The sequence below is a fragment of the Buttiauxella sp. genome (assembly GCF_049686335.1).
Classification (GTDB): domain Bacteria; phylum Pseudomonadota; class Gammaproteobacteria; order Enterobacterales; family Enterobacteriaceae; genus Buttiauxella.
In genome coordinates this window covers 70,968-92,228 of sequence record NZ_JBAVHX010000008.1, presented here as the reverse complement: position 1 = coordinate 92,228, position 21,261 = coordinate 70,968, and the positions used below count along the sequence as shown (strand labels likewise).

Genomic DNA, 21,261 nt, shown 5'->3' with positions numbered 1-21,261 from the left:
TAACCGTGAGATTAACAAATATGAAGAAACTGACCTTACCAAAAGACTTTTTATGGGGCGGCGCTGTGGCTGCGCATCAGGTAGAAGGTGGCTGGAACAAAGAAGGTAAAGGCCCAAGTATTTGTGATGTACTGACCGGTGGCGCGCATGGCGTGCCGCGTGAAATCACTCAAGAAGTTGTCCCTGGCAAATATTATCCGAACCATGAAGCCATCGATTTCCATGGTCGCTATAAAGAAGACATCGCGCTGTTTGCCGAGATGGGCTTTAAATGTTTCCGCACCTCCATTGCCTGGACGCGTATTTTCCCGCAAGGCGATGAGCTGCAACCGAATGAAGAAGGTCTGAAGTTCTATGACGACATGTTCGATGAGCTGCTGAAATACAACATCGAGCCTGTCATCACCCTCTCCCACTTTGAAATGCCACATTATCTGGTAACTGAATACGGCGGCTGGACTAACCGTAAAGTGGTTGATTTCTTTGTACGTTTTGCCGAAGTGGTGTTTGAACGCTACAAAAGTAAAGTGAAGTACTGGATGACCTTTAACGAGATCAACAACCAGCGTAACTGGCGTGCACCATTGTTCGGTTACTGCTGCTCCGGCGTGGTTTACACCGAGCACGATAATCCAGAAGAAGTGATGTACCAGGTTCTGCACCATCAATTCGTGGCCAGCGCCATGGCGGTGAAGATTGGTCATCGCATCAATCCTGAAATGCAGATCGGCTGCATGCTGGCGATGGTGCCGTTGTATCCGTTCTCCTGCAAACCAGAAGACCAGATGTACGCGCAAGAATCTATGCGTGAGCGCTATGTGTTTACCGATGTGCAGTTGCGCGGATACTACCCATCTTATGTGTTGAACGAATGGGAACGCCGTGAGTTCAACATCAAAATGGAAGCCGGTGATGAGCAAATTCTGCGTGAAGGCGTGTGCGATTACCTCGGATTTAGCTATTACATGACGAACGCCGTAAAAGCGGATGGCGGCAGCGGCGATGCACTATCTGGCTTCCAGGGCAGTGTGCCAAACCCACATGTTAAAGCGTCTGACTGGGGCTGGCAGATTGATCCGGTTGGCTTGCGTTACGCACTTTGTGAGCTGTACGAACGCTACCAGAAACCACTGTTTATCGTTGAAAACGGCTTCGGCGCTTACGACAAAGTGGAAGAAGACGGTTCAATCAATGATGACTACCGTATTGATTACCTGAAAGCGCATGTTGCCGAGATGATGAAAGCGGTGACTTACGATGGCGTGGATCTGATGGGCTACACCCCATGGGGCTGTATCGACTGCGTGTCGTTCACCACCGGCCAGTACAGCAAACGCTACGGCTTCATCTATGTGAACAAGCATGACGATGGTACTGGCGATATGTCTCGCTCACGCAAGAAGAGCTTTAACTGGTACAAAGAAGTGATTGCCAGCAATGGCGAAACACTCTGATTGAATGAGTTGTCATCACGCCCCGTTTACGGGGCGTTTTTTATTTCAGGTCGGCAATGCAAAACGGAAGCAAGCTCCGGTTTCTTGTCTTTCCACCAGCGCAATGTCGCTGCCATGTAACTGCAACATCTGACGCACAATCATCAACCCTAAACCTCCGACTCTCACATGCGACTGGTTCACAATCGAAGGACGTACAAACAATCCCTCTTTCAGCTCTTGTGGGATGCCAGGCCCACTATCGCTTATCTGCACCATTACTTTATCGCCCTCTTTCCATAGCCGCACCGCAACGATACCTTGCTCTGGTGTATGACGAATGGCGTTATCCAGCAGGTTGGTCAACACCCGTTCGATCATCCCTAAATCCGCATCAATCAATGGCAGACCAGGCTGGATATCGGCCACTAACTGCAATTTGCGCGTTTGGGTCATCAGTTCGAATTTCTGGAAGACGTCCTGCAATAATTCGCCGAGGCTGAATTGTTCTTTTTGCGGCTTTACCACGCCATATTCAAGACGGGCTAATTCGAATAGCGACTGCGCAAGCGTGCGAACTTTCTGACTCTGGGCCAACGCGATGTCCAGATAGCGTTTTTTATCGTTATCCGAAAGCGTTGATGACATCACGGATAAGCTTTCAAGATAACCATGCAGCGAGGTTAATGGCGTGCGTAAATCATGGGAAATATTGGCAACAAACTCCCGGCGCAACTGGTCTTGTTGCGAAAGACGATGCCACTGTTCTGAAATACGCCGCGCCATCATTATCACGCCCTGGCGTAACTGGCTTATTTCATCGTGACTGTGCACTTTTTCCAGCGGCAGCTCGGCCAATGCTTTCATTTCTGTCATGCCGCCAGTTTCCAGCGCATTCACCTGATGCGAGAGCGCGCGCAACGGGCGGGTAATCCAGCGAAATGCCAGCGCACCGACAATCAGTCCGAGTAATGCGACCAGGCTAATCGAGAGCACAACCACTTTAAAGAGCGTGTTTGATTGTGCATCACTGGCGAGCGCGTTGTATTTTTCACCCAGCAGAATGACATACAAATAGCCTTTTACCTGGCCGTTTTGCAGCATCGGCGTGACGCTAAAGACTTTTTTGCCATCAATACTGCGCGGATCGTCACCGTAGATCGGATACTGGCGATCGTTTATCGCGGTTTGGATCGGATCCAAATCAATTCGATGACGTTTGATATGGTTGGGCGGCGCGGCATCACCAATGATATTGCCTTTATCATCAAGCAGATAAACTTCCACACTGGGATTTACCGTCATCAAATTTTCAAACAGGCTACGTACTGAATCTTTGTTCAGGCCGTCTTGCCCAAGCAAGGGATAGTTCTGGTTGATGTGCTCAGCCAGCGAGCCTGAAAGCTGTTGAATCACCGCCTGGCTGTACTGGGTACTGGTGCGAATTTGCAGCCATCCCAACAGCGAGCAGGAAGTAATGAGCAGCAACGCAAAAACCAGAGTCAGGCGCTGTGAAAGAGAGAGTTTTCGCATGGTTTACTCGTTTCGCGGTGCGATGAATTTATAGCCTTTTCCCCAGACCGTCAGAATGAATTCAGGCTCCGCGGGATTGTCTTCAATCTTGATGCGTAAGCGGTTGATATGGGTGTTGACCGTGTGTTCATAGCCTTCATGTTGATAACCCCAAACCTGGTTAAGCAAATTCAAGCGGGAGAAAACTTTGCCAGGATTTTTTGCAAAAAACCACAGCAGGTCGAACTCACGCGGTGTCAGCTCAACGGGCTGTAGTCTGAGGCGCACATCGCGGGCCAGAGGGTCGATAGTCAGTCTGTCAAACATCAGGGTTCCCGCATCCTGCATCAGGTTCTGGCTCATCGCTTCCTGACGGCGGAAAAGTGCTTTGACGCGTGCAACCAGTTCCAGCATTGAGAACGGTTTTGCCAGGTAGTCATCAGCTCCCAGTTCCAGCCCCAAAACGCGATGCGTTTCACTGGAACGCGCGCTGATCATGACAATCGGCGTGTAACGCGTCATAGTGCGGGCATGGCGGCAAATTTCCAGGCCATCGACGCCTGGCAGCATCAGATCGAGTATCAGCGCATCCCAACCGCCCTGTTTGAGCAGTTCCAGTCCCAAAGCGCCATCAGCCGCATGAACAATTTCATAGCCCTCTTTGCGCAAATGCAGCTGCAACAGCTCAGCAATATTTTCGTCATCCTCAACGATTAACAACTTTTTGGGCATTATCACTTCGCCTTATATCCGCCAGTTAGTGAAAGTCTATACAACATTCGCGCGTCGAGTTATCACATTTAATTTAACTATTCAGGAGATGCTGGCAGCCAAATACAGGCGGACGGGGATGTCTAAAGATGAGATGGGGAAAACAGTAAGCAGAATAATGACAGTGACCTTCACATTCAGGTCACTGTCTTTTTATCTTCCGCCTGCTAAATCGAGGAAACTGCCTGTCACATACGAAGCCTTCTCACTGAGAAGCCAGGCGATGGCCTGCGCAACTTCTTCTGGCTGCCCACCACGTTTCATCGGCAACAGATCTTTTACGCGATCTACTCTTCCGGGTTCACCGCCAGAGGCATGGATCTCGGTATAGATTAGGCCCGGGCGTACACAATTGACGCGAATACCTTGCGCCGCGACTTCCAAAGCAAGCCCGGTCGTCAGCGTATCTACCGCCCCTTTTGATGCCGCATAATCGACATATTCACCCGGTGCACCTAAACGTGACGCTGCCGAAGAAACATTCACAATCGCCCCGCCGTTACCCCCGTGGCGATGCGCCATACGTTTTACCGCTTCCCGGCAACAGAGAAAGTAACCTGTAACGTTAGTGGACATGACGTGATTAATACGGTCAGCCGTAAGTTCTTCGATAGTGGATTGTTGGAACAGGATCCCGGCGTTATTAACCAGAGCGGTTACCGGGCCGAAGGCGTTGTCGATTTCCACGAACATTGCCATCACTTGTAATTCGTCAGCAATATCGGCCTGGATGGCGATCGCTTCACCGCCGGCTCCACGAATGGTATTCACCACGTCGTCGGCTGCGGATTTATTACGTTGATAGTTTACGACGACTTTGTAACCCGACTGCGCAAGCAAGAGCGAGGTTGCTCTGCCAATTCCCCGGCTGCCGCCAGTGACTAATGCTACGGCCATTTTGCCTCCAGTAGAATATGGACGCCCTCACCCCGGCCCTCTCCCCCAGGAGAGGGAGAAAACCGTTAGGTTGAGGGTTGTTTTAAACCTTACTGGTATTCGCTCATCGGTACGCAAGAACAGAACAGATTACGGTCACCAAAAACATCGTCCAGGCGCTTCACGGTCGGCCAGTATTTATTGCCATGGCCTGCCGGGAATACCGCCAGTTCGCGGGTGTAAGGATGTGCCCAATCAGCCACGATTTCATCCTGGGTGTGCGGAGCGTTAACCAGCGGGTTATCTTCCAGCGGCCATTCACCCCGTGCAACACGGTCGATTTCAGTGCGGATAGTCAGCATCGCATCGATAAAGCGATCCAGTTCCAGTTTGCTTTCGGACTCGGTTGGTTCAACCATCAGCGTACCCGCAACCGGGAACGACATGGTTGGTGCGTGGAAACCGAAGTCAATCAGTCGCTTAGCAATATCCAGTTCGCTAATACCGGTTTCTTCTTTCAGTGGGCGAATGTCGAGAATACATTCGTGCGCTACATGCCCACTACGGCCGGTATAAAGAATTGGGAAAGCAGACTTCAGGCGAGTCGCAATATAGTTAGCATTCAGGATAGCTACCTGGCTTGCTTTCTTCAGACCCTGCGCACCCATCATGCGGATGTACATCCAGCTGATTGGCAGAATTGAAGCGCTACCAAATGGAGCTGCAGAAACGGCGCCCTGCTGAGTCAGCATCTCTTCAATCTGTACCACGCTGTGGCCCGGCACGAATGGCGCCAGGTGCGCTTTCACGCCGATAGGTCCCATACCTGGGCCGCCACCACCGTGTGGAATGCAGAAGGTTTTATGCAGGTTTAGGTGTGAAACATCCGCGCCGATGTAACCTGGAGAAGTGATCCCAACCTGCGCGTTCATGTTCGCGCCATCGAGGTAGACCTGGCCGCCGAACTGATGAACGATCTGGCAGACTTCGCGGATCGTTTCTTCATAAACACCGTGAGTCGACGGGTAGGTCACCATGATGCAGGAAAGCGCATCGCCCGCTTGTTCTGCTTTAGCGCGCAGATCGTGGAGATCGATGTTACCTTGTTTGTCACAAGCCACGACTACCACTTCCATGCCAGCCATTTGCGCAGATGCAGGGTTAGTCCCGTGTGCAGAGCTTGGGATCAGGCAAAGATTACGGCTGCCTTCGTTGCGGCTTTCGTGATAACGGCGAATCGCCAGCAGACCCGCATATTCACCTTGCGCGCCAGAGTTTGGCTGCATGCAAAGTGCATCATAACCGGTCAGTTTCACCAGCCAGTCAGAAAGCTGGGAGATCATCTGGTGATAACCTTCTGCCTGATTTGCCGGGCAGAATGGGTGCAGCTCAGCAAATTCCGGCCAGGTGATTGGGATCATTTCCGCCGCAGCATTCAGCTTCATGGTGCAAGAACCCAGCGGGATCATTGCCTGATTCAGCGCCAGATCTTTACGCTCAAGACTGTGCATGTAGCGCATCATTTCGGTTTCGCTGTGGTAGCGGTTAAACACCGGATGCGTCAGGATCGAGTCTTCACGCAACATGCCTTTCTGAATAGACAGGCTATCTCCCGCAACGTTTTGATCTAATTTGTCGATATCCAGACCATGGTTGTCACCCAGCAATACACTGAACAGTGCCTGTACATCTTCACGCGTAGTGGCTTCATCAAGAGTGATGCCAACTGCATTAAGAATGTCGCTGCGCAGGTTGATTTCACTCGCTTCAGCACGCGCCAAAACAGCGGCTTTATCGGTCACTTCCACACACAGTGTGTCGAACCAATGTTTGTGACGCAGCACCAGGCCTTTTTGTTGCAGGCCAGCGGCCAGAATATCGGTCAGGCGGTGGATGCGCCCTGCAATGCGTTTCAGGCCGGCCGGGCCGTGGAATACCGCATACAGGCTGGCAATGTTCGCCAGCAGAACCTGGGAAGTACAAATGTTGGAGTTCGCTTTCTCGCGGCGAATATGTTGCTCACGAGTTTGCATCGCCATGCGCAGTGCGGTGCGTCCCGCAGCATCGCGTGAAACACCGATAATACGACCTGGCATGGAACGTTTGAATTCGTCACGAGCAGCAAAGAATGCAGCATGTGGACCACCGTAACCCATTGGTACGCCGAAACGCTGTGCGGAACCGAATACGATGTCAGCGCTTTGTTTGCCAGGTGCGGTTAACAGAACCAGCGTCATAAAGTCAGCGGCAACACTCACGATGACTTTGCGTTGTTTCAGTTCGATAATCAGAGCGCTGTAGTCATGGACTTCGCCGGTGGTGCCAACTTGTTGCAGCAGCACACCAAATACATCCTGATGATCCAGCACTTTCGCGGCGTCATCGACTATCACATCAAAGCCGAAGGTTTCAGCACGTGTACGGACAACATCCAGCGTTTGCGGATGTACGTCGGCTGCCACAAAGAAACGGTTGGCGTTTTTCAGTTTGCTGACGCGCTTTGCCATCGCCATGGCTTCTGCCGCAGCGGTCGCTTCGTCCAGCAAAGATGCAGAGGCAATGTCCAGCCCCGTCAAATCCAGCGTCACTTGTTGGAAGTTGAGCAGCGCTTCGAGACGGCCTTGTGAGACTTCCGGCTGATACGGCGTGTATGCCGTGTACCAACCTGGATTTTCCAGCATGTTACGCAAGATAACCGGCGGAGTTTGTACCGCGGTATAACCCATGCCGATGTACGTTTTAAAACGTTTATTACGGCTGGCAATGGTCTTTAATTCAGCCAGGGCCGCGAATTCTGTAGCAGCCTCACCCACCTGTGGTGGTTCAGCAAGCTGGATATCAGCAGGAACGATAGAGGCTATCAATTCGTTCAACGAACGAGCGCCGACTGTTTCCAGCATTTCATGCTGTTGTTGTGCGTTCGGTCCAATGTGTCGGTCGATAAACGCTTCGTGATTTTCAAGCTGACGTAAAGACTGGGTCATGAGCGGTGATTCCTGAAACATGTGGGGCTTTAGCGGTGGATGACACTACGTTTATCCACCCTACAAATTCATTCCCCTGACTTTGCGGCGAGGGAGAAAGCCGTGCGATCCCCTCTCCCTCAGGGAGAGGGGGAAAGATTATTCGTCTTCTAGCAGAGCTTCGTACGCAGTTGCGTCCAGCAAACCGTCCAGTTCAGACTCGTCGCTTGCTTTGATTTTGAAGATCCAACCTGCGGTGTATGGCTCGCTGTTGATCAACTCTGGCGTGTCGCTCAGTTCATTGTTCACCGCAATGATTTCGCCGCTGATCGGTGCATAAATGTCAGAGGCAGCTTTAACAGATTCAGCCACAGCGCAATCATCACCAGTGCTGACGGTTGCGCCCACTTCTGGCAGGTCTACAAACACCATGTCGCCCAGCAGCTCTTGCGCGTGCTCGGTGATCCCTACGGTGTAGGTACCATCAGCTTCTTTACGCAGCCATTCATGCTCTTTGCTGTATTTCAATTCGTTCGGCACATTGCTCATTGTTGTTCTCCTGATTTCGAAATTCACTGCGCGACAGCTTTACCGCCGCGAACAAAAATTGGTTTAGTGACTTTTACCGGCATTTCTCGGTTACGGATTTGCACAATGGCCGTTTCGCCAATGCCCGCAGGCACGCGCGCCAAAGCAATGCTGTAACCCAGTGTCGGCGAGAAAGTCCCGCTGGTGATTACGCCTTCATGAAGGTTGCCGGATTCATCAGTAAAACGAACAGGCAACTCATTACGTAATACGCCTTTTTCCGTCATGATCAAACCAACCAGTTGCTCGGTTCCTTTCTCACGCTGGAGTTCCAGTGCTTCGCGACCAATGAAATCACGATCTTCAGGCTGCCAGGCGACGGTCCAGCCCATATTCGCTGCCAGAGGAGAAATGCTTTCATCCATTTCCTGGCTATACAGGTTCATGCCTGATTCCAGACGCAGCGTATCGCGCGCGCCAAGTCCGCAAGGCTTCACACCGATCTCGACCAGATGCGCCCAAAACTCGGCCGCTTTTTCATTCGGCATAGCAATTTCGTAACCGGCTTCACCGGTGTAGCCGGTGGTCGCAATAAACAGATCGCCCGCCTGATGCCCAAAGAATGGCTTCATCCCTTCTACGGTATGACGTTGTTCTTCGGTAAACAGCTCTGCAGCTTTTGCCTTAGCGTTTGGCCCCTGAACGGCAATCAGCGACAGGTCATCACGCACGGTGACGGAAACGGAGAAAGGTGCAGCGTGTTGATTAATCCAGGCTAAATCTTTCTCGCGAGTGGCAGAGTTCACCACCAGGCGGAAGTCGTCTTCAGTCTGGAAATAGATAATCAGGTCATCGATAACACCGCCGGAGGCGTTGAGCATGGCGGTGTAGAGGGCTTTACCCGGCTGGGTCAGTTTGGCAACGTCGTTTGCCACTAAGTAACGGAGGAATTCGCGGGTACGGCTGCCTTTAAGATCAACAATGGTCATGTGTGAAACATCAAACATACCGGCATCGTTGCGCACCGCATGGTGTTCGTCAATCTGCGACCCATAGTGCAATGGCATCATCCAGCCATGGAAATCTACCATTCGCGCACCGCAGAGATTGTGCTGTTCAAACAAAGGGGTCTTTTGAGTCATTTTTTCCTCTTTAACCATCTGGTTGAAAAGCGCTTTTCGCTTTTCCGTTCATCAGACGAAACCCAACATCGCCACCGATCCCGATAGCGACGCAAACGTTACCTTTCGTCTGAACTTACCACTGAATGGGGGAGTAAACCATAAGGTGAAAACGGTCATTGCATTAGCTTATGACCAAAATCAGGAGGGAATGATGCAGAGTATTCAACTACAAAAATGCGATTCACTACGCATAAACAAGAAGTGTTTAAGTCATAATTTAGCGTTAGCTAACATTTACGACCATTTCAGAAACAAATTCACTACATCGCTAAAAACGTGGGATGAGAAAAAGTAATCCGAGATAGAGGGTAAGATTAGAATTTTTCAAATGAGGGAAGGTGATCGTTGTCACACCGAATGCGCTTAATAATTCGAGTTGCAGCAAGGCGGCCAACCCGGTTATCCCCAGGAGCTGACTAAAGTCAGTGACTGGGGTAACTGAGTGCAGCCAAAACCGCTGCAACTTGAAGTATGACGAGCGTTTAACGGAGCCAGGTTGGGAGATCGTGTAACCCCATCGCCTGACGAACCAGTTGTGGTTTCACTCCAGGAAGGGTATCAGCCAGTTTCAGGCCAATATCACGCAGAAGCTTTTTCGCCGGGTTGTTTCCGGCAAACAGATCGCGGAAACCCTGCATACTGGCGAGCATCATGGCGGCACTGTGTTTACGGCTGCGCTCGTAGCGACGCAGGTACAAATGCTGCCCGATATCTTTACCCTGGCGATGCAAACGACGGACTTCATCAATCAGTTCTGCGGCGTCCATAAAGCCAAGATTCACGCCCTGCCCGGCCAACGGATGAATGGTATGGGCGGCATCGCCAACCAGTGCCAGTCGATGCGCAGCAAAACTACGCGCGTAGCGGCCTGTCAGCGGGAATGTCTGACGCTCGCTTTCAACACTGCACAAACCCAGGCGCATATCGAAAGCGACAGACAACGCCTGATTAAATTCTTCCGTACTCGCCTGTTGCATCCGTTCGGCTTCCAGCGGAGGAAGTGACCAGACAATCGAACATAAATGCGGGTCGCTTAACGGCAAGAAAGCCAGGATGCCGTCGCCATGGAAAACCTGACGGGCCACCGCCTGATGCGGTTCAGTGGTACGAATGGTGGCAACCAGCGCATGGTGGCGATAATCCCAAAAAGTCAGCGGGATATCGGCCTGATTGCGCAGCCATGAGTTCGCGCCATCAGCCCCGACCACTAAGCGCGCGGTCAGCATGGTGCCATCTTTGAGGGTAATAAAGGCTTCGTTTTCACCCCATGCCACTTGTTGCAGTTCGACGGGTGCCATCAACGTGACATCACTGCACTGCTCAGCACGCTGCCATAATGCATGATGAACCACTGCATTTTCGACAATATGACCTAGATGACTGAAACCATAGGATTTATCGTCAAATTCGATATGCCCGAAGCTATCTTTATCCCACACTTCCATGCCGTGATAGCAACTCGCGCGGCTGCCGATGATTTTTGGCCAGGCGCCAAGGTGAGTCAGCAACTTCTCGCTTGCGGCATTGATGGCCGAAACACGCAATGCTGGTGCAGATTCAGGAGCCAGCGGCTGTGGCAGATGGTTCTCCAGTACCGCAACACGCAAACCACTCCCTTGCAGGCCGCAGGCTACTGCCAGACCCACCATGCCACCACCAACAATCGCCACATCAACGCTTTGCAAATTGACTCTCCTTTTACATTTATAAACCTGCTCACCAGGCATATATGTTGCTGACAGTTTGTCTCGGGAATGCGCGGAGAAACCGGAGCGTACTCATGTACGTGAGGATTTCGAGCACATTTCTGGGGCAAAATGGCAAAAAAATAAGGCTGGTGACAGGTTTTAACGCGCAACCCAGCCAAGCGTACGCGAAGCCAGCACATCTCGCGCTGGAGTAAATTGTTCCATCGCCATCAGCCCAAGATTACGCCCTACCACCAGCGGAGCCCAGCGGTTAGCGAACAACTGAACTAAGCCATCCGTTACGCCGATAGTCGCCATTTTATCTTCACTGCGGCGCTGCTGATATTCTGCCAAAACAGCATAACTACCAATATCCTGAGATAACTTGTGCGCTGCCGCCAAATTCTCAGCCAGTGACATCACGTCGCGTAATCCGAGGTTAAAACCTTGCCCGGCAATCGGATGAAGGGTTTGCGCGGCATTGCCCACCAGCGCAACCCGGTGAGATACCGATTGCGAAGGTGTGGTCAGCGCTAATGGATAGTGCTTACGTGCACCGCCAAAGGTGATTCGTCCAAGCCGCCAGCCAAATGCCTGCTGCAACTCATTGCAGAACCGTTCATCATCCCACTGCGCTATTTCTGCCTGCGCTTCCTGCGGATGACACCACACCAACGAACAGCGTCCATCAGACATCGGCAACATCGCTAGTGGACCGTGTTCGGTGAAACGCTCAAACGCACGACCATTGTGAGGTTGCGATGTACTGACATTCGCGATAATCGCAATCTGTCCGTAATCCTGTTGCTGCCAGGTGATGCCACACTGCGTGGCCAGTGACGAACGGGAACCATCTGCCGCGACCAGCACTTTGCCTTCAAGCAGCGTGCCGTTATCAAGCAGCACGCTGACTTTATCGGTTTCACGGGTAAAAGAGGTGACGCGCTGCGGGCAATGCAATGTTACGCCGGGTGCTTTGCGCAGCAGAGCGAACAAACGCAAACCGACGTCATGCAATTCCACCACCTGCCCCAACGCCGGGATTTGGTAATCCCTGGCATCCAGCGTGACAAATCCTGCATGTCCGCGATCGCTGACATGAACAGAGGTAATCCCGGTCGCGCAATCCTGGATAGCTGGCCACACGCCAATCCGCGTCAACTGCTGGCAAGTCCCCTGGGCGATGGCAATGGCACGCGCATCAAAACCCGGATGTGCTGCCGATTCAGGCGCTGCCGCTTCAATTAAATGAACCGGCAACTTACCGTGGGTCAAATGGGAAATAGCCAGCGCGAGCGTTGCTCCAGCCATCCCTCCGCCGACAATAATTACGCTCATGACTGACGCGCCGCCGCCATTAACGCTTCGATGTCGTCAGCCGATTTCACGACGCTGGCGGTAAGATTTTCGTTACCCTCTGCGGTGATAAGAATATCGTCTTCGATACGAATCCCAATACCGCGGTACTCGGCGGGAACATCCGCATCGGGCGCGATATACAGACCCGGTTCAACCGTAATCACCATTCCTGGCTCAAGTACGCGCGAACGCTCTTGTCCATAGGCACCGACGTCGTGAACATCAAGTCCCAACCAGTGGCTCAGACCGTGCATAAAGAACGGACGGTGAGCGTTTTCGGCAATCAGCTTATCCACTTCGCCGTGGAGAATGCCGAGCTTCGCCAGGCCTGCAACCATAATGCGTACCACTTGCGCGGTGACTTCCTGCATTGATGTACCAGGGCGGTAAAGCTGCAACGCGGTTTCCAGCGATTCGAGCACGATGTCGTAAATCGCCCGCTGCGGTGCGGTAAATTTACCGTTAACCGGGAAGGTACGGGTGATGTCACCTGCGTAGCCCTGATATTCGCAACCGGCGTCAATCAACACCAAATCGCCGTCGCGCATTTGGCTCTCGTTTTCGGTGTAATGCAAAATACAGCCATTTTCGCCGCTACCAACAATCGTGTTGTAAGACGGGAATCGCGCACCGTGGCGGTTAAATTCGTGAAGGATTTCGCCTTCGAGCTGATATTCAAACATCCCGGGGCGGCATTTTTCCATCGCTCGGGTATGTGCCAGCGCGGTGATTTCACCTGCGCGACGCATCGCATTAATTTCTTCTTCTGATTTGAACAGGCGCTGTTCGTGAACCCACGGACGCCAGTCTGTCAGTGTGGCGGGAGCGGTGAGATTCTGGCGTGAACCCCGGCGTAATTTGTCGAGTGCGGCAAAAACAATGCTATCAGCGTAGGCGTATTCACCTTGCGCGTGATAGACAACATCAAGGCCATTGAGCAGCTGATGCAGTTGCTCACCGATTTCAGAAAACGCCAGTGCACGATCGACACCGAGTTTATCAGGTGCCGCTTCCTGACCAAGACGGCGACCAAACCAGATTTCAGCGGTTTTATCGCGCAGACGGTTGAACAAAACGCTGTGGTTGTGCGTTTCGTCGCTTTTAATCAACACCAGTACCGCTTCAGGTTCGTTGAAACCGGTGAAATACCAGAAATCGCTGTTCTGGCGATACGGGTATTCGCTGTCTGCACTGCGTGTTACCTCGGGAGCAGCAAAGATGAGCGCGGCGCTTGCCGGAGCCATTTTGGCTAACAACGCCTGACGGCGCCGGAGAAATTCGTGCTGATTCATCACACCTCCTGAAGTTTATTGTTGTTAGTGTAGAGTTGGTTTCTGGACTTCTGGCGCTGTGGGTACAGGGCGAGTAAATTTGTCATGGCACAGCAGCGCTGCAACACGCACGTACTCGACTATCTCTTCGAGCGACATTTCCAGCTCTTCTTGATCTTCGTCTTCGTCGTAGCCCAATTGCGCAATGTTACGCAAATCGTCGATAGCTTCGCCGGTTTCGCCAGTGACTTTATCGAGTTTCGGCTGAGTGACACCCAGGCCAAGCAGGAAATGATTGACCCAGCCCGCCAGTGCGTCGGCACGGTCAAACACCGAGACGTCGTCGCCATCCGGCAGATATAACTGGAACATAAAGCCGTCATCTTCGAGCGTATCACCGGTGGCACCGTGCATCTGGCGCAGGGTATCCGCAAGGTTTTGACCAAAGGCTAACCCTTCGTTTGTCAGGTCATGAAGCAGTGGTTGCCAACTGGTGTCTTTGTTGCCACCGCACAGCATGCCGCTGATGAGGCCATGCATTTCTGCGGGCGTCAGACCCACACCTTGTTGGTTCAATAATTGGCCGACTAAGTCATAGTCAGGCATAGTGTTCTGTATAGACATGCGCATTCGCCATCGTTGGCAGGGATAGTTCATGTTATGCTACCACCAGGGACCTCGAGGCACCAGAAAAGGGCTTGTATCTTCATTACGGGGTAGCTATAGTGACGCCCCTTTCGTTACCAGGCACGGTTAACGAAGGCAGGCGAGTTAACAGCAGGAAGGTGGCATGTCTGCACAACCAGTCGATATCCAAATTTTCGGTCGTTCATTGCGCGTGAATTGTCCGCCTGAACAACAGGATGCACTGAATCTTGCGGCGGAAGAGCTTAATCAGCGGTTGCAAGATTTAAAAGTTCGCACTAGAGTCACAAATACTGAGCAGCTAGTTTTCATCGCAGCACTAAACATTTGTTATGAGCTGGCTCAGGAAAAATCGAAAACCCGCGACTACGCAGCCAATATGGAAGAGCGTATTCGGATGTTACAGCAGACCATCGAACAAGCGTTGCTTGAGCAAGGTCGCATAACTGAACGACAGGGTCCAAATTTTGAATAACACTTCACAGTTACCTATGGTAGAGTGACTTTGAAGACCAAATTTCTCTGAGATGTTTGCAAGCGGGCCAGTCCCCTGAGCCGATATTTCATACCACAAGAATGTGGTGCTCCACCGTCTGTGAGCATGCTCGGTCCGTCCGAGAAGCCTGATGACAGTGACGCTGCATTCACCTTGAACCAAGGGTTCAAGGGTTACAGCCTGCGGCGGCATCTCGGAGATTCCCTCTTTCTACCAACCAGTCATCACCATGACGAAAATTCAGCTAATTCCATCGCTTCGACAAGAAATCCGACAACACATTCGGCAACGACGCCGGGCACTTACCCCATCTGAACAACAACACTTTGCTCATCTAGCAGCCGAACGAACGCTGGCCTATCAGCCCGTTACTGACGCAAGTACGGTCGCCCTGTTTTTGTCATTTGATGGCGAACTGGATACCACACCGCTGATTCGTGCGTTGTGGCGAGCCGGAAAAAGTGTGTATCTCCCGGTGCTTCATCCATTCAGTAAAGGTCATTTGTTATTTCTGCACTATGCGGAAAACAGCCATTTAGTGATGAATCGTCTGAAAATTCTTGAGCCGAAGCTGGATGTCCGTGACGTGTTGCCACTGGATAAACTGGATGTGCTGATCACGCCGTTAGTGGCGTTCGATGAGCAAGGACAAAGGTTAGGAATGGGTGGCGGTTTCTATGATCGCACGCTGCAGAACTGGCAGCAGCAGGGTGTCTGGCCGGTTGGGCTGGCACATGATTGCCAACTCGTTCCGTCATTACCCGCTGAAGAGTGGGATATTCCCTTACCAGCGGTCGTCACACCATCGCGGCTTTGGGAATGGTAGTGTCAGGTTACGCGCAGCTTTAACAGCTGTTTGGTGTGCCAGTATTGCAGTATCAAAACCGTGGTCAACGCACCAAGAAGTGCGCAGAACATATCGGATTGCGTGTCCCAAACATCGCCCTGCGTGCCTAAAAACTCATCAGCCCCTTGCCCCAATGCCAGCGCCGCCGCCCATTCAATCAGTTCATATACTGCACTGATGGCCAGCGCGACACAGCACACCAAAAACGCGACCATTTTGCGCCCGCGAACATATCCGCCACGCACCAGAATTTCTCGCGCAGCCAGAGCTGGAACCAGCCCCTGGAAAAAATGACCGAGCTTGTCATACGGATTGCGGCTTAAACCCAACAACTCCTGCACATCAAAACCAATCGGTACTTTTGCGTAGGTATACAGCCCCCCAACCATCAGGATAAGGGCGTGCAGGAAAATCAAAAAATAGAGCAATGGGGTCAGTGGGTAACGCGAGAAAGTCGTTAACAGCAATGGAACAATGATGATGACCGGAGTGACTTCCATAAGCCAGGTCAGCCGGTCTGCAGTGCTCACGCCGGTATAGATAAGAATCAACAGAAGTACAAAAGCGCCGGATTTTAATAACATACTTGTCATGGTGAATCGCTTCCTGGCTCATGAGGAGCCCTTTCAGGCTCCTCAAATTTGAATTAGTTTGTAGGGTGGATAAGCGCTAGCGTCATCCACCATTTTCGCCAGTTTTGTCGGATGACGCTGCCGCTTATCCGACCTACGATTAGAGTTAGTAAAGCAGACGAGCGCGAATAGTACCCGGAATCGCCTTCATTGATTTCAGCGCTGCTTCAGCTACGTCTTCTTCCGCATCGACATCAATAACGACATAACCCATTTGCGGAGTGGTTTGCAGATACTGTGCCGCGATGTTGATGCCCTGCTCGGCAAAAATCTGGTTCAGCGCGGTCAAAATACCCGGACGGTTTTCGTGAATGTGCAGCAAACGGCTGGTGCTTCCACCGTGCAACGGCAGAGAAACCTCAGGGAAGTTCACCGCAGACAAGGTAGAACCGTTATCAGAGTATTTCGCCAGCTTGCCAGCCACTTCCAGACCGATGTTTTCCTGCGCTTCCTGAGTTGAACCCCCAATGTGCGGTGTCAGGATAACGTTATCGAACTCGCACAGTGGCGAAGTGAATGGATCGCTGTTGGTCGCAGGCTCGGTTGGGAATACGTCGATAGCAGCCCCCGCCAGATGTTTACGCGCCAGCGCATCACACAGAGCAGGAATATCTACAACCGTACCGCGTGCGCAGTTGATCAGTAACGCGCCTGGTTTCATCAATGCCAGTTCATTGGCACCAATCATGTTCCTGGTGGAGGCGTTTTCTGGCACATGCAAACTCACCACATCACTCATGTTGAGCAAGTCAGAAAGGTGCTGAACCTGGGTTGCGTTACCCAGCGTCAGTTTGTTCTCAATATCGTAGAAATAGACGTGCATCCCAAGCGCTTCAGCCAGAATACCCAACTGAGTCCCGATGTGGCCGTAGCCAATGATGCCTAACTTTTTACCGCGCGCTTCGTAAGAGCCCACCGCCAGCTTATTCCACACACCACGGTGTGCTTTGGCGTTAGCTTCTGGCACGCCACGCAGCAGTAACAGCAACTGGCCGATAACCAGTTCTGCGACAGAGCGCGTGTTAGAGAACGGGGCATTAAACACTGGCACGCCACGTTTAGCGGCAGCATCCAGATCGACCTGGTTAGTACCAATACAGAAACAGCCCACAGCCACCAGCTTTTCAGCCGCTGCCAGAACATCTTCAGTTAAATTAGTACGGGAACGCAGACCGATGAAATGCGCATCACGGATCGACTCTTTCAGGGCATCGCTGTCCAGCGCGCCTTTATGGTATTCGATGTTGGTATAGCCTGCTGCGCGAAGGTTATCCACGGCTTTCTGGTGTACGCCTTCCACCAGCAGGAATTTAATCTTGTCTTTATCCAGTGATACTTTTGCCATTTCCCGACCCTATTTTTAGTACTGTTGTTGTGCTGTGTGATAAGACACCCTTCTGCCAAAATATCAAAATTTACGGGCGGGGCAATATAAACGATTGCGTGGTCGACTAAGCAAAAAAGGAATAAGCCGCCATGGGTAGCACAAAATTCTAAAGAGGAGAGAGAACCAGGAATGAATAGCAGGCAGTTGTCAGGAATGTGACATATGTCACCAAATTTGGCGTTAGATTATTTTGTCATTTTTTATGCGGGTATGGGGCGCTTGTCACGCCCCAACCAGATCATTTCACAATGGTTTTCACGCCATCGGCAGTACCAATCAACGCAACATCTGCACCACGGTTAGCAAACAGCCCCACGGTGACGACGCCCGGCAAGCCGTTAATCGCATTTTCCAGCGCGATAGGTTCAACAATGCTGAGGCCGTAAACATCAAGAATGATGTTGCCGTTATCGGTTACCACACCCTGACGGTATTCAGGACGACCGCCCAGTTTGACCAGTTCACGGGCCACGCAGCTACGCGCCATTGGGATCACTTCTACCGGCAATGGGAAGTTACCCAGGATACCCACCTGCTTGGACGCATCAGCGATACAAATAAACTTCTCTGCCACAGACGCGATGATCTTTTCGCGGGTGAGTGCTGCACCGCCGCCTTTGATCATTTGCATCTGGCCGTTGATCTCATCTGCACCATCTACATAGATCCCAAGCGTATCGACTTCGTTAAGATCGAAAACCGGGATACCCAGGCTTTTCAGTTTGGCGGTGGAAGCGTCGGAGCTAGAAACGGCACCATCAATCTGATGTTTGATAGTCCCCAGAGCATCAATAAAGTGCGCGGCGGTTGAGCCGGTACCTACACCAACGATACTGCCCGGTTGCACGTATTGTAATGCTGCCCAGCCGACTGCTTTTTTCAGTTCATCCTGCGTCATGGTTATTTGCCTGTGCTGTGAAAACTGACGCGCATTATAAAGCAAGCTGCCAAAAAATGTCCCGCGAATGGCGCAGAACTCAGACGAACTTTGTGGATTTGGTCTGGATCAGCGGCAAATTTATGTCATAGTGCAGCCATAACAAAAACAGGAGTTAGCAAACAACAATGAAACGCCCGGACTATAGAACGCTACAGGCGTTGGATGCAGTGATCCGTGAACGAGGATTTGAGCGCGCAGCGCAAAAACTCTGTATTACTCAATCCGCCGTCTCGCAACGTATCAAGCAACTGGAAAATATGTTCGGCCAGCCATTGTTAGTGCGCACGGTTCCCCCACGCCCTACCGAGCAAGGGCAAAAGTTGCTGGCATTATTACGTCAGGTCGAACTGCTTGAAGAAGAGTGGTTGGGCGACGAACAGACCGGTTCAACGCCGTTGCTGCTGTCGCTTGCCGTCAACGCCGACAGTCTGGCGACCTGGTTGCTGCCCGCTTTAGCGCCTGTTCTGGCTGACTCCCCTATTCGTCTTAACCTTCAGGTTGAAGATGAAACCCGTACACAAGAACGCCTGCGCCGGGGTGAAGTGGTTGGCGCGGTCTCCATTCAGCCGCAGCCGTTGCCGAGCTGCCTGGTTGATAGACTCGGTGCGCTGGATTATCTGTTTGTCGGTTCGAAAGACTTTGCGGCACGCTATTTCCCGAATGGCGTCACGCGTTCCGCATTGCTGAAAGCCCCTGCTGTTGCGTTCGACCATCTTGACGACATGCATCAGGCGTTCTTGCAGCAGAATTTCGATTTGTCGCCGGGCAGCGTTCCATGTCACATCGTTAACTCATCGGAAGCGTTCGTACAGTTGGCGCGTCAGGGCACAACCTGTTGCATGATCCCGCATCTGCAAATCGAAAGAGAGCTGAAAAACGGCGAGCTGATTGACCTGACGCCTGGCTTGATGCAACGCCGTATGCTCTATTGGCACCGCTTTGCGCCAGAAAGCCGGATGATGAGAAATGTCACCGACGCGCTGCTTGAGTATGGGCATAAAGTTCTACGACAGGACGCTGAATAGAAAAAGGCCGCTAATATTTAGCGGCCTTTTTGTTTTGTCGGATGGCGCTAACGCTTATCCGACCTACGATTTTACGATTTTGCAGGGTGGATAAGCGCAAGCGTCATCCGATCAACAATTTTACGATTTTGTAGGGTGGATAAGCGCAAGCGTCATCCACCACCTATCAATGTCTTACTGTGCTGCTGGGGCTGTAGCCGGAGCGGAAGCCGCTCCCAGTTCAAACACCACATCAACCTGATCATCAAACTGAATCGTCTGCTGATCGTAGGTATCCTGCGCTGAAACCGGCGCAGCTGCATCGGCTTTCATCATCCGCACCATCGGCGCTGGCTGATAGTTAGAAACGTGATAACGCACGCTATAAACCGGACCCAGCTTGCTGTTAAAGCCTTCGGCTAACAGTTTCGCCTGGCGACTCGCATCGTCGATAGCCGCTTTACGTGCTTTATCTTTGTATTGCTCCGGGTCAGCGACGCCAAGCGATACGGAACGAATTTCGTTCAGACCCGCTTTCAGCGCGCCATCAAGTAACTCGTTCATTTTGTCGAGTTTACGTAGCGTGACTTCTACCTGACGCACAGCACGATAGCCTTTCAACTGTGTTTTGCCGTCTTTCAGGTATTCATATTCTGGTTGAGTACGAAGGTTAGCGGCGTTGATGTCTTTCTTCTCGATACCACTTTGCTGCAAGAAGGTCAGATACTGTGCCACACGGTCGTCAGCCTGTTTTTTTGCCGATGCCGCATCTTTAGCAGATACATTAACTTCGATAGCCAGCGTTGCAATATCTGGAACGGCATCCACGCTTGCGGTGCCGGATGTCACGATATGCGGACCATTTGGCAGCTCATCGGCCAATGCCGGAACCGAACCTAATCCCACTAAAGCGGCTAATGCCAGGGTTTTCAACTTCACTGTATTTCCTCCATGCTACATTCCACTGTCATTACGCCCGAAAAGTACATGGGCGTCTGGCAGCAAGCTTAGCTTGTAATGGTAACTTGTCTATCGGATTAAGGCGAATTAACCCATTAAGGAGGAAATATGACGAACGCCGTCTGCCGCCAGCTGTAATGCGATAAACCACATCACCAACCCGACAACGCCATTAATAATGCGCTGCGCTTTAGCCGTACGCAGACGGGGCGCAAGCCAGGCGGCGAGGAGTGCCAGACCGTAGAACCAAAGAATTGACGCGCTCACGGTACCCAGCGCAAACCAGCGTTTAGGTTCATCCGCCAGTTGCCCACCCAGGCTGCCCAAAACCACAAAGGTATCCAGATAAACATGCGGATTGAGCCAGGTGACCGCCAGCACAGTGGCGACAATTTTCCAGCGCCCTTGTTTCAGAACTTCCGCTGAGGCCAGTTCGACGTTGCTGCTCATCGCGGTGCGCAGTGCACCCCAGCCGTACCAAATTAAGAAAGCCACCCCACCCCAGGTCACGATTGCCAGCAACCACGGCGATTGCATCAGCAGCGCACTGCCACCAAAGATCCCCGCGCAAATCAGCAGCAAATCGCTGATTGCACAAAGCGAGGCAATCATCAGATGGTACTGGCGACGGATCCCCTGGTTCATGACAAAAGCGTTTTGCGGCCCGAGTGGCAGGATTAACGCTGCACCCAAAGTAAGCCCTTGAAAAAAATAAGATAACACGATGTTTCACTCTTCAATGTTTAGCAATTAAGGAAGAGTGTA

The 21,261-nt window shown here is 51.8% G+C and carries 19 protein-coding genes and 1 other RNA gene; 5 read left to right on the top strand and 15 right to left on the bottom strand.

Translation table 11 applies throughout. The features are described from left to right. Positions 1 to 20 precede the first annotated feature (20 nt). On the top strand, positions 21 to 1,454 hold the full coding sequence (locus WBL83_RS05810) for a 6-phospho-beta-glucosidase (protein WP_424588254.1): 1,434 nt from the start codon (positions 21 to 23) through the stop codon (positions 1,452 to 1,454). A gap of 45 nt (positions 1,455 to 1,499) precedes the next feature. Here the strand turns inward: WBL83_RS05810 and WBL83_RS05805 are convergent, their stop codons facing one another. From WBL83_RS05805 to WBL83_RS05760, 10 genes are all read right to left on the bottom strand, one after another. Continuing rightward, positions 1,500 to 2,966, bottom strand: a complete 1,467-nt coding sequence (locus WBL83_RS05805; RefSeq protein ID WP_424588253.1) for an ATP-binding protein — start codon at positions 2,964 to 2,966, stop codon at positions 1,500 to 1,502. Positions 2,967 to 2,969: 3 nt separating this feature from the next. Further along, on the bottom strand, positions 2,970 to 3,677 hold the full coding sequence (locus WBL83_RS05800) for a response regulator transcription factor (protein ID WP_424588252.1): 708 nt from the start codon (positions 3,675 to 3,677) through the stop codon (positions 2,970 to 2,972). Between the two features lie 192 nt (positions 3,678 to 3,869). Continuing rightward, on the bottom strand, positions 3,870 to 4,613 hold the full coding sequence (locus WBL83_RS05795; protein ID WP_424588251.1) for an SDR family oxidoreductase: 744 nt from the start codon (positions 4,611 to 4,613) through the stop codon (positions 3,870 to 3,872). Between the two features lie 89 nt (positions 4,614 to 4,702). Further along, positions 4,703 to 7,576 carry an aminomethyl-transferring glycine dehydrogenase gene (gene gcvP / locus WBL83_RS05790; protein WP_424588250.1) on the bottom strand — a complete coding sequence of 958 codons (2,874 nt, stop codon included), beginning with the start codon at positions 7,574 to 7,576 and terminating at the stop codon, positions 4,703 to 4,705. Positions 7,577 to 7,714: 138 nt separating this feature from the next. Continuing rightward, a complete protein-coding gene (gene gcvH / locus WBL83_RS05785; protein WP_424588249.1) occupies positions 7,715 to 8,104 on the bottom strand; it encodes a glycine cleavage system protein GcvH in 390 nt (129 codons plus the stop codon). Positions 8,105 to 8,127: 23 nt separating this feature from the next. Continuing rightward, positions 8,128 to 9,225, bottom strand: coding sequence for a glycine cleavage system aminomethyltransferase GcvT (gene gcvT, locus WBL83_RS05780; RefSeq protein ID WP_424588248.1), 1,098 nt, complete (start codon positions 9,223 to 9,225; stop codon positions 8,128 to 8,130). Positions 9,226 to 9,749: 524 nt separating this feature from the next. Continuing rightward, positions 9,750 to 10,952 (bottom strand): FAD-dependent 2-octaprenylphenol hydroxylase, encoded by a 1,203-nt coding sequence (gene ubiI / locus WBL83_RS05775; protein WP_424588247.1) that lies wholly within the window; start codon positions 10,950 to 10,952, stop codon positions 9,750 to 9,752. A gap of 162 nt (positions 10,953 to 11,114) precedes the next feature. Continuing rightward, complete coding sequence (ubiH, locus tag WBL83_RS05770; protein ID WP_424588246.1) at positions 11,115 to 12,293, bottom strand: 2-octaprenyl-6-methoxyphenyl hydroxylase; 1,179 nt, start codon at positions 12,291 to 12,293, stop codon at positions 11,115 to 11,117. After that, on the bottom strand, positions 12,290 to 13,606 hold the full coding sequence (pepP, locus tag WBL83_RS05765) for a Xaa-Pro aminopeptidase (protein ID WP_424588245.1): 1,317 nt from the start codon (positions 13,604 to 13,606) through the stop codon (positions 12,290 to 12,292). The genes ubiH and pepP overlap by 4 nt, the downstream gene beginning before the upstream one ends. Positions 13,607 to 13,630: 24 nt before the next feature. After that, complete coding sequence (locus WBL83_RS05760) at positions 13,631 to 14,209, bottom strand: YecA family protein (RefSeq protein ID WP_424588244.1); 579 nt, start codon at positions 14,207 to 14,209, stop codon at positions 13,631 to 13,633. Positions 14,210 to 14,375: 166 nt separating this feature from the next. Here WBL83_RS05760 and zapA point away from each other — a divergent pair, with 166 nt between their 5' ends. From zapA to WBL83_RS05745, 3 genes are all read left to right on the top strand, one after another. After that, positions 14,376 to 14,705, top strand: coding sequence for a cell division protein ZapA (gene zapA, locus WBL83_RS05755; RefSeq protein ID WP_139878673.1), 330 nt, complete (start codon positions 14,376 to 14,378; stop codon positions 14,703 to 14,705). A gap of 41 nt (positions 14,706 to 14,746) precedes the next feature. Continuing rightward, a non-coding RNA gene (ssrS, locus tag WBL83_RS05750) (6S RNA) lies at positions 14,747 to 14,930 on the top strand. 25 nt (positions 14,931 to 14,955) lie between these two features. Further along, the gene (locus WBL83_RS05745; protein ID WP_424588243.1) at positions 14,956 to 15,552 is read left to right on the top strand and encodes a 5-formyltetrahydrofolate cyclo-ligase; all 597 of its coding nucleotides are present in this window, start codon (positions 14,956 to 14,958) and stop codon (positions 15,550 to 15,552) included. 2 nt (positions 15,553 to 15,554) lie between these two features. Here WBL83_RS05745 and WBL83_RS05740 read toward each other — a convergent pair whose 3' ends face one another. The 3 genes from WBL83_RS05740 to rpiA all read right to left on the bottom strand — a co-directional run bounded on the left by WBL83_RS05740 (position 15,555) and on the right by rpiA (position 18,490). Further along, positions 15,555 to 16,166: a DUF2238 domain-containing protein gene (locus WBL83_RS05740; protein ID WP_424588242.1), complete on the bottom strand. Its 612-nt coding sequence runs from the start codon at positions 16,164 to 16,166 to the stop codon at positions 15,555 to 15,557. 145 nt (positions 16,167 to 16,311) lie between these two features. Continuing rightward, positions 16,312 to 17,550 carry a phosphoglycerate dehydrogenase gene (serA, locus tag WBL83_RS05735; RefSeq protein WP_424588241.1) on the bottom strand — a complete coding sequence of 413 codons (1,239 nt, stop codon included), beginning with the start codon at positions 17,548 to 17,550 and terminating at the stop codon, positions 16,312 to 16,314. 280 nt (positions 17,551 to 17,830) lie between these two features. Next, complete coding sequence (gene rpiA / locus WBL83_RS05730) at positions 17,831 to 18,490, bottom strand: ribose-5-phosphate isomerase RpiA (protein ID WP_424588240.1); 660 nt, start codon at positions 18,488 to 18,490, stop codon at positions 17,831 to 17,833. 167 nt (positions 18,491 to 18,657) lie between these two features. On the opposite strand from rpiA, the gene argP reads away from it, so the two are divergent. Then, positions 18,658 to 19,557: a DNA-binding transcriptional regulator ArgP gene (gene argP / locus WBL83_RS05725; RefSeq protein ID WP_064543613.1), complete on the top strand. Its 900-nt coding sequence runs from the start codon at positions 18,658 to 18,660 to the stop codon at positions 19,555 to 19,557. A gap of 174 nt (positions 19,558 to 19,731) precedes the next feature. Here the strand turns inward: argP and WBL83_RS05720 are convergent, their stop codons facing one another. Together WBL83_RS05720 and argO are read right to left on the bottom strand one after the other, a co-directional pair. After that, positions 19,732 to 20,475, bottom strand: coding sequence for an oxidative stress defense protein (locus WBL83_RS05720; RefSeq protein ID WP_424588239.1), 744 nt, complete (start codon positions 20,473 to 20,475; stop codon positions 19,732 to 19,734). Positions 20,476 to 20,583: 108 nt separating this feature from the next. Next, the gene (gene argO / locus WBL83_RS05715; RefSeq protein WP_424588238.1) at positions 20,584 to 21,219 is read right to left on the bottom strand and encodes an arginine exporter ArgO; all 636 of its coding nucleotides are present in this window, start codon (positions 21,217 to 21,219) and stop codon (positions 20,584 to 20,586) included. Positions 21,220 to 21,261: the final 42 nt, after the last annotated feature.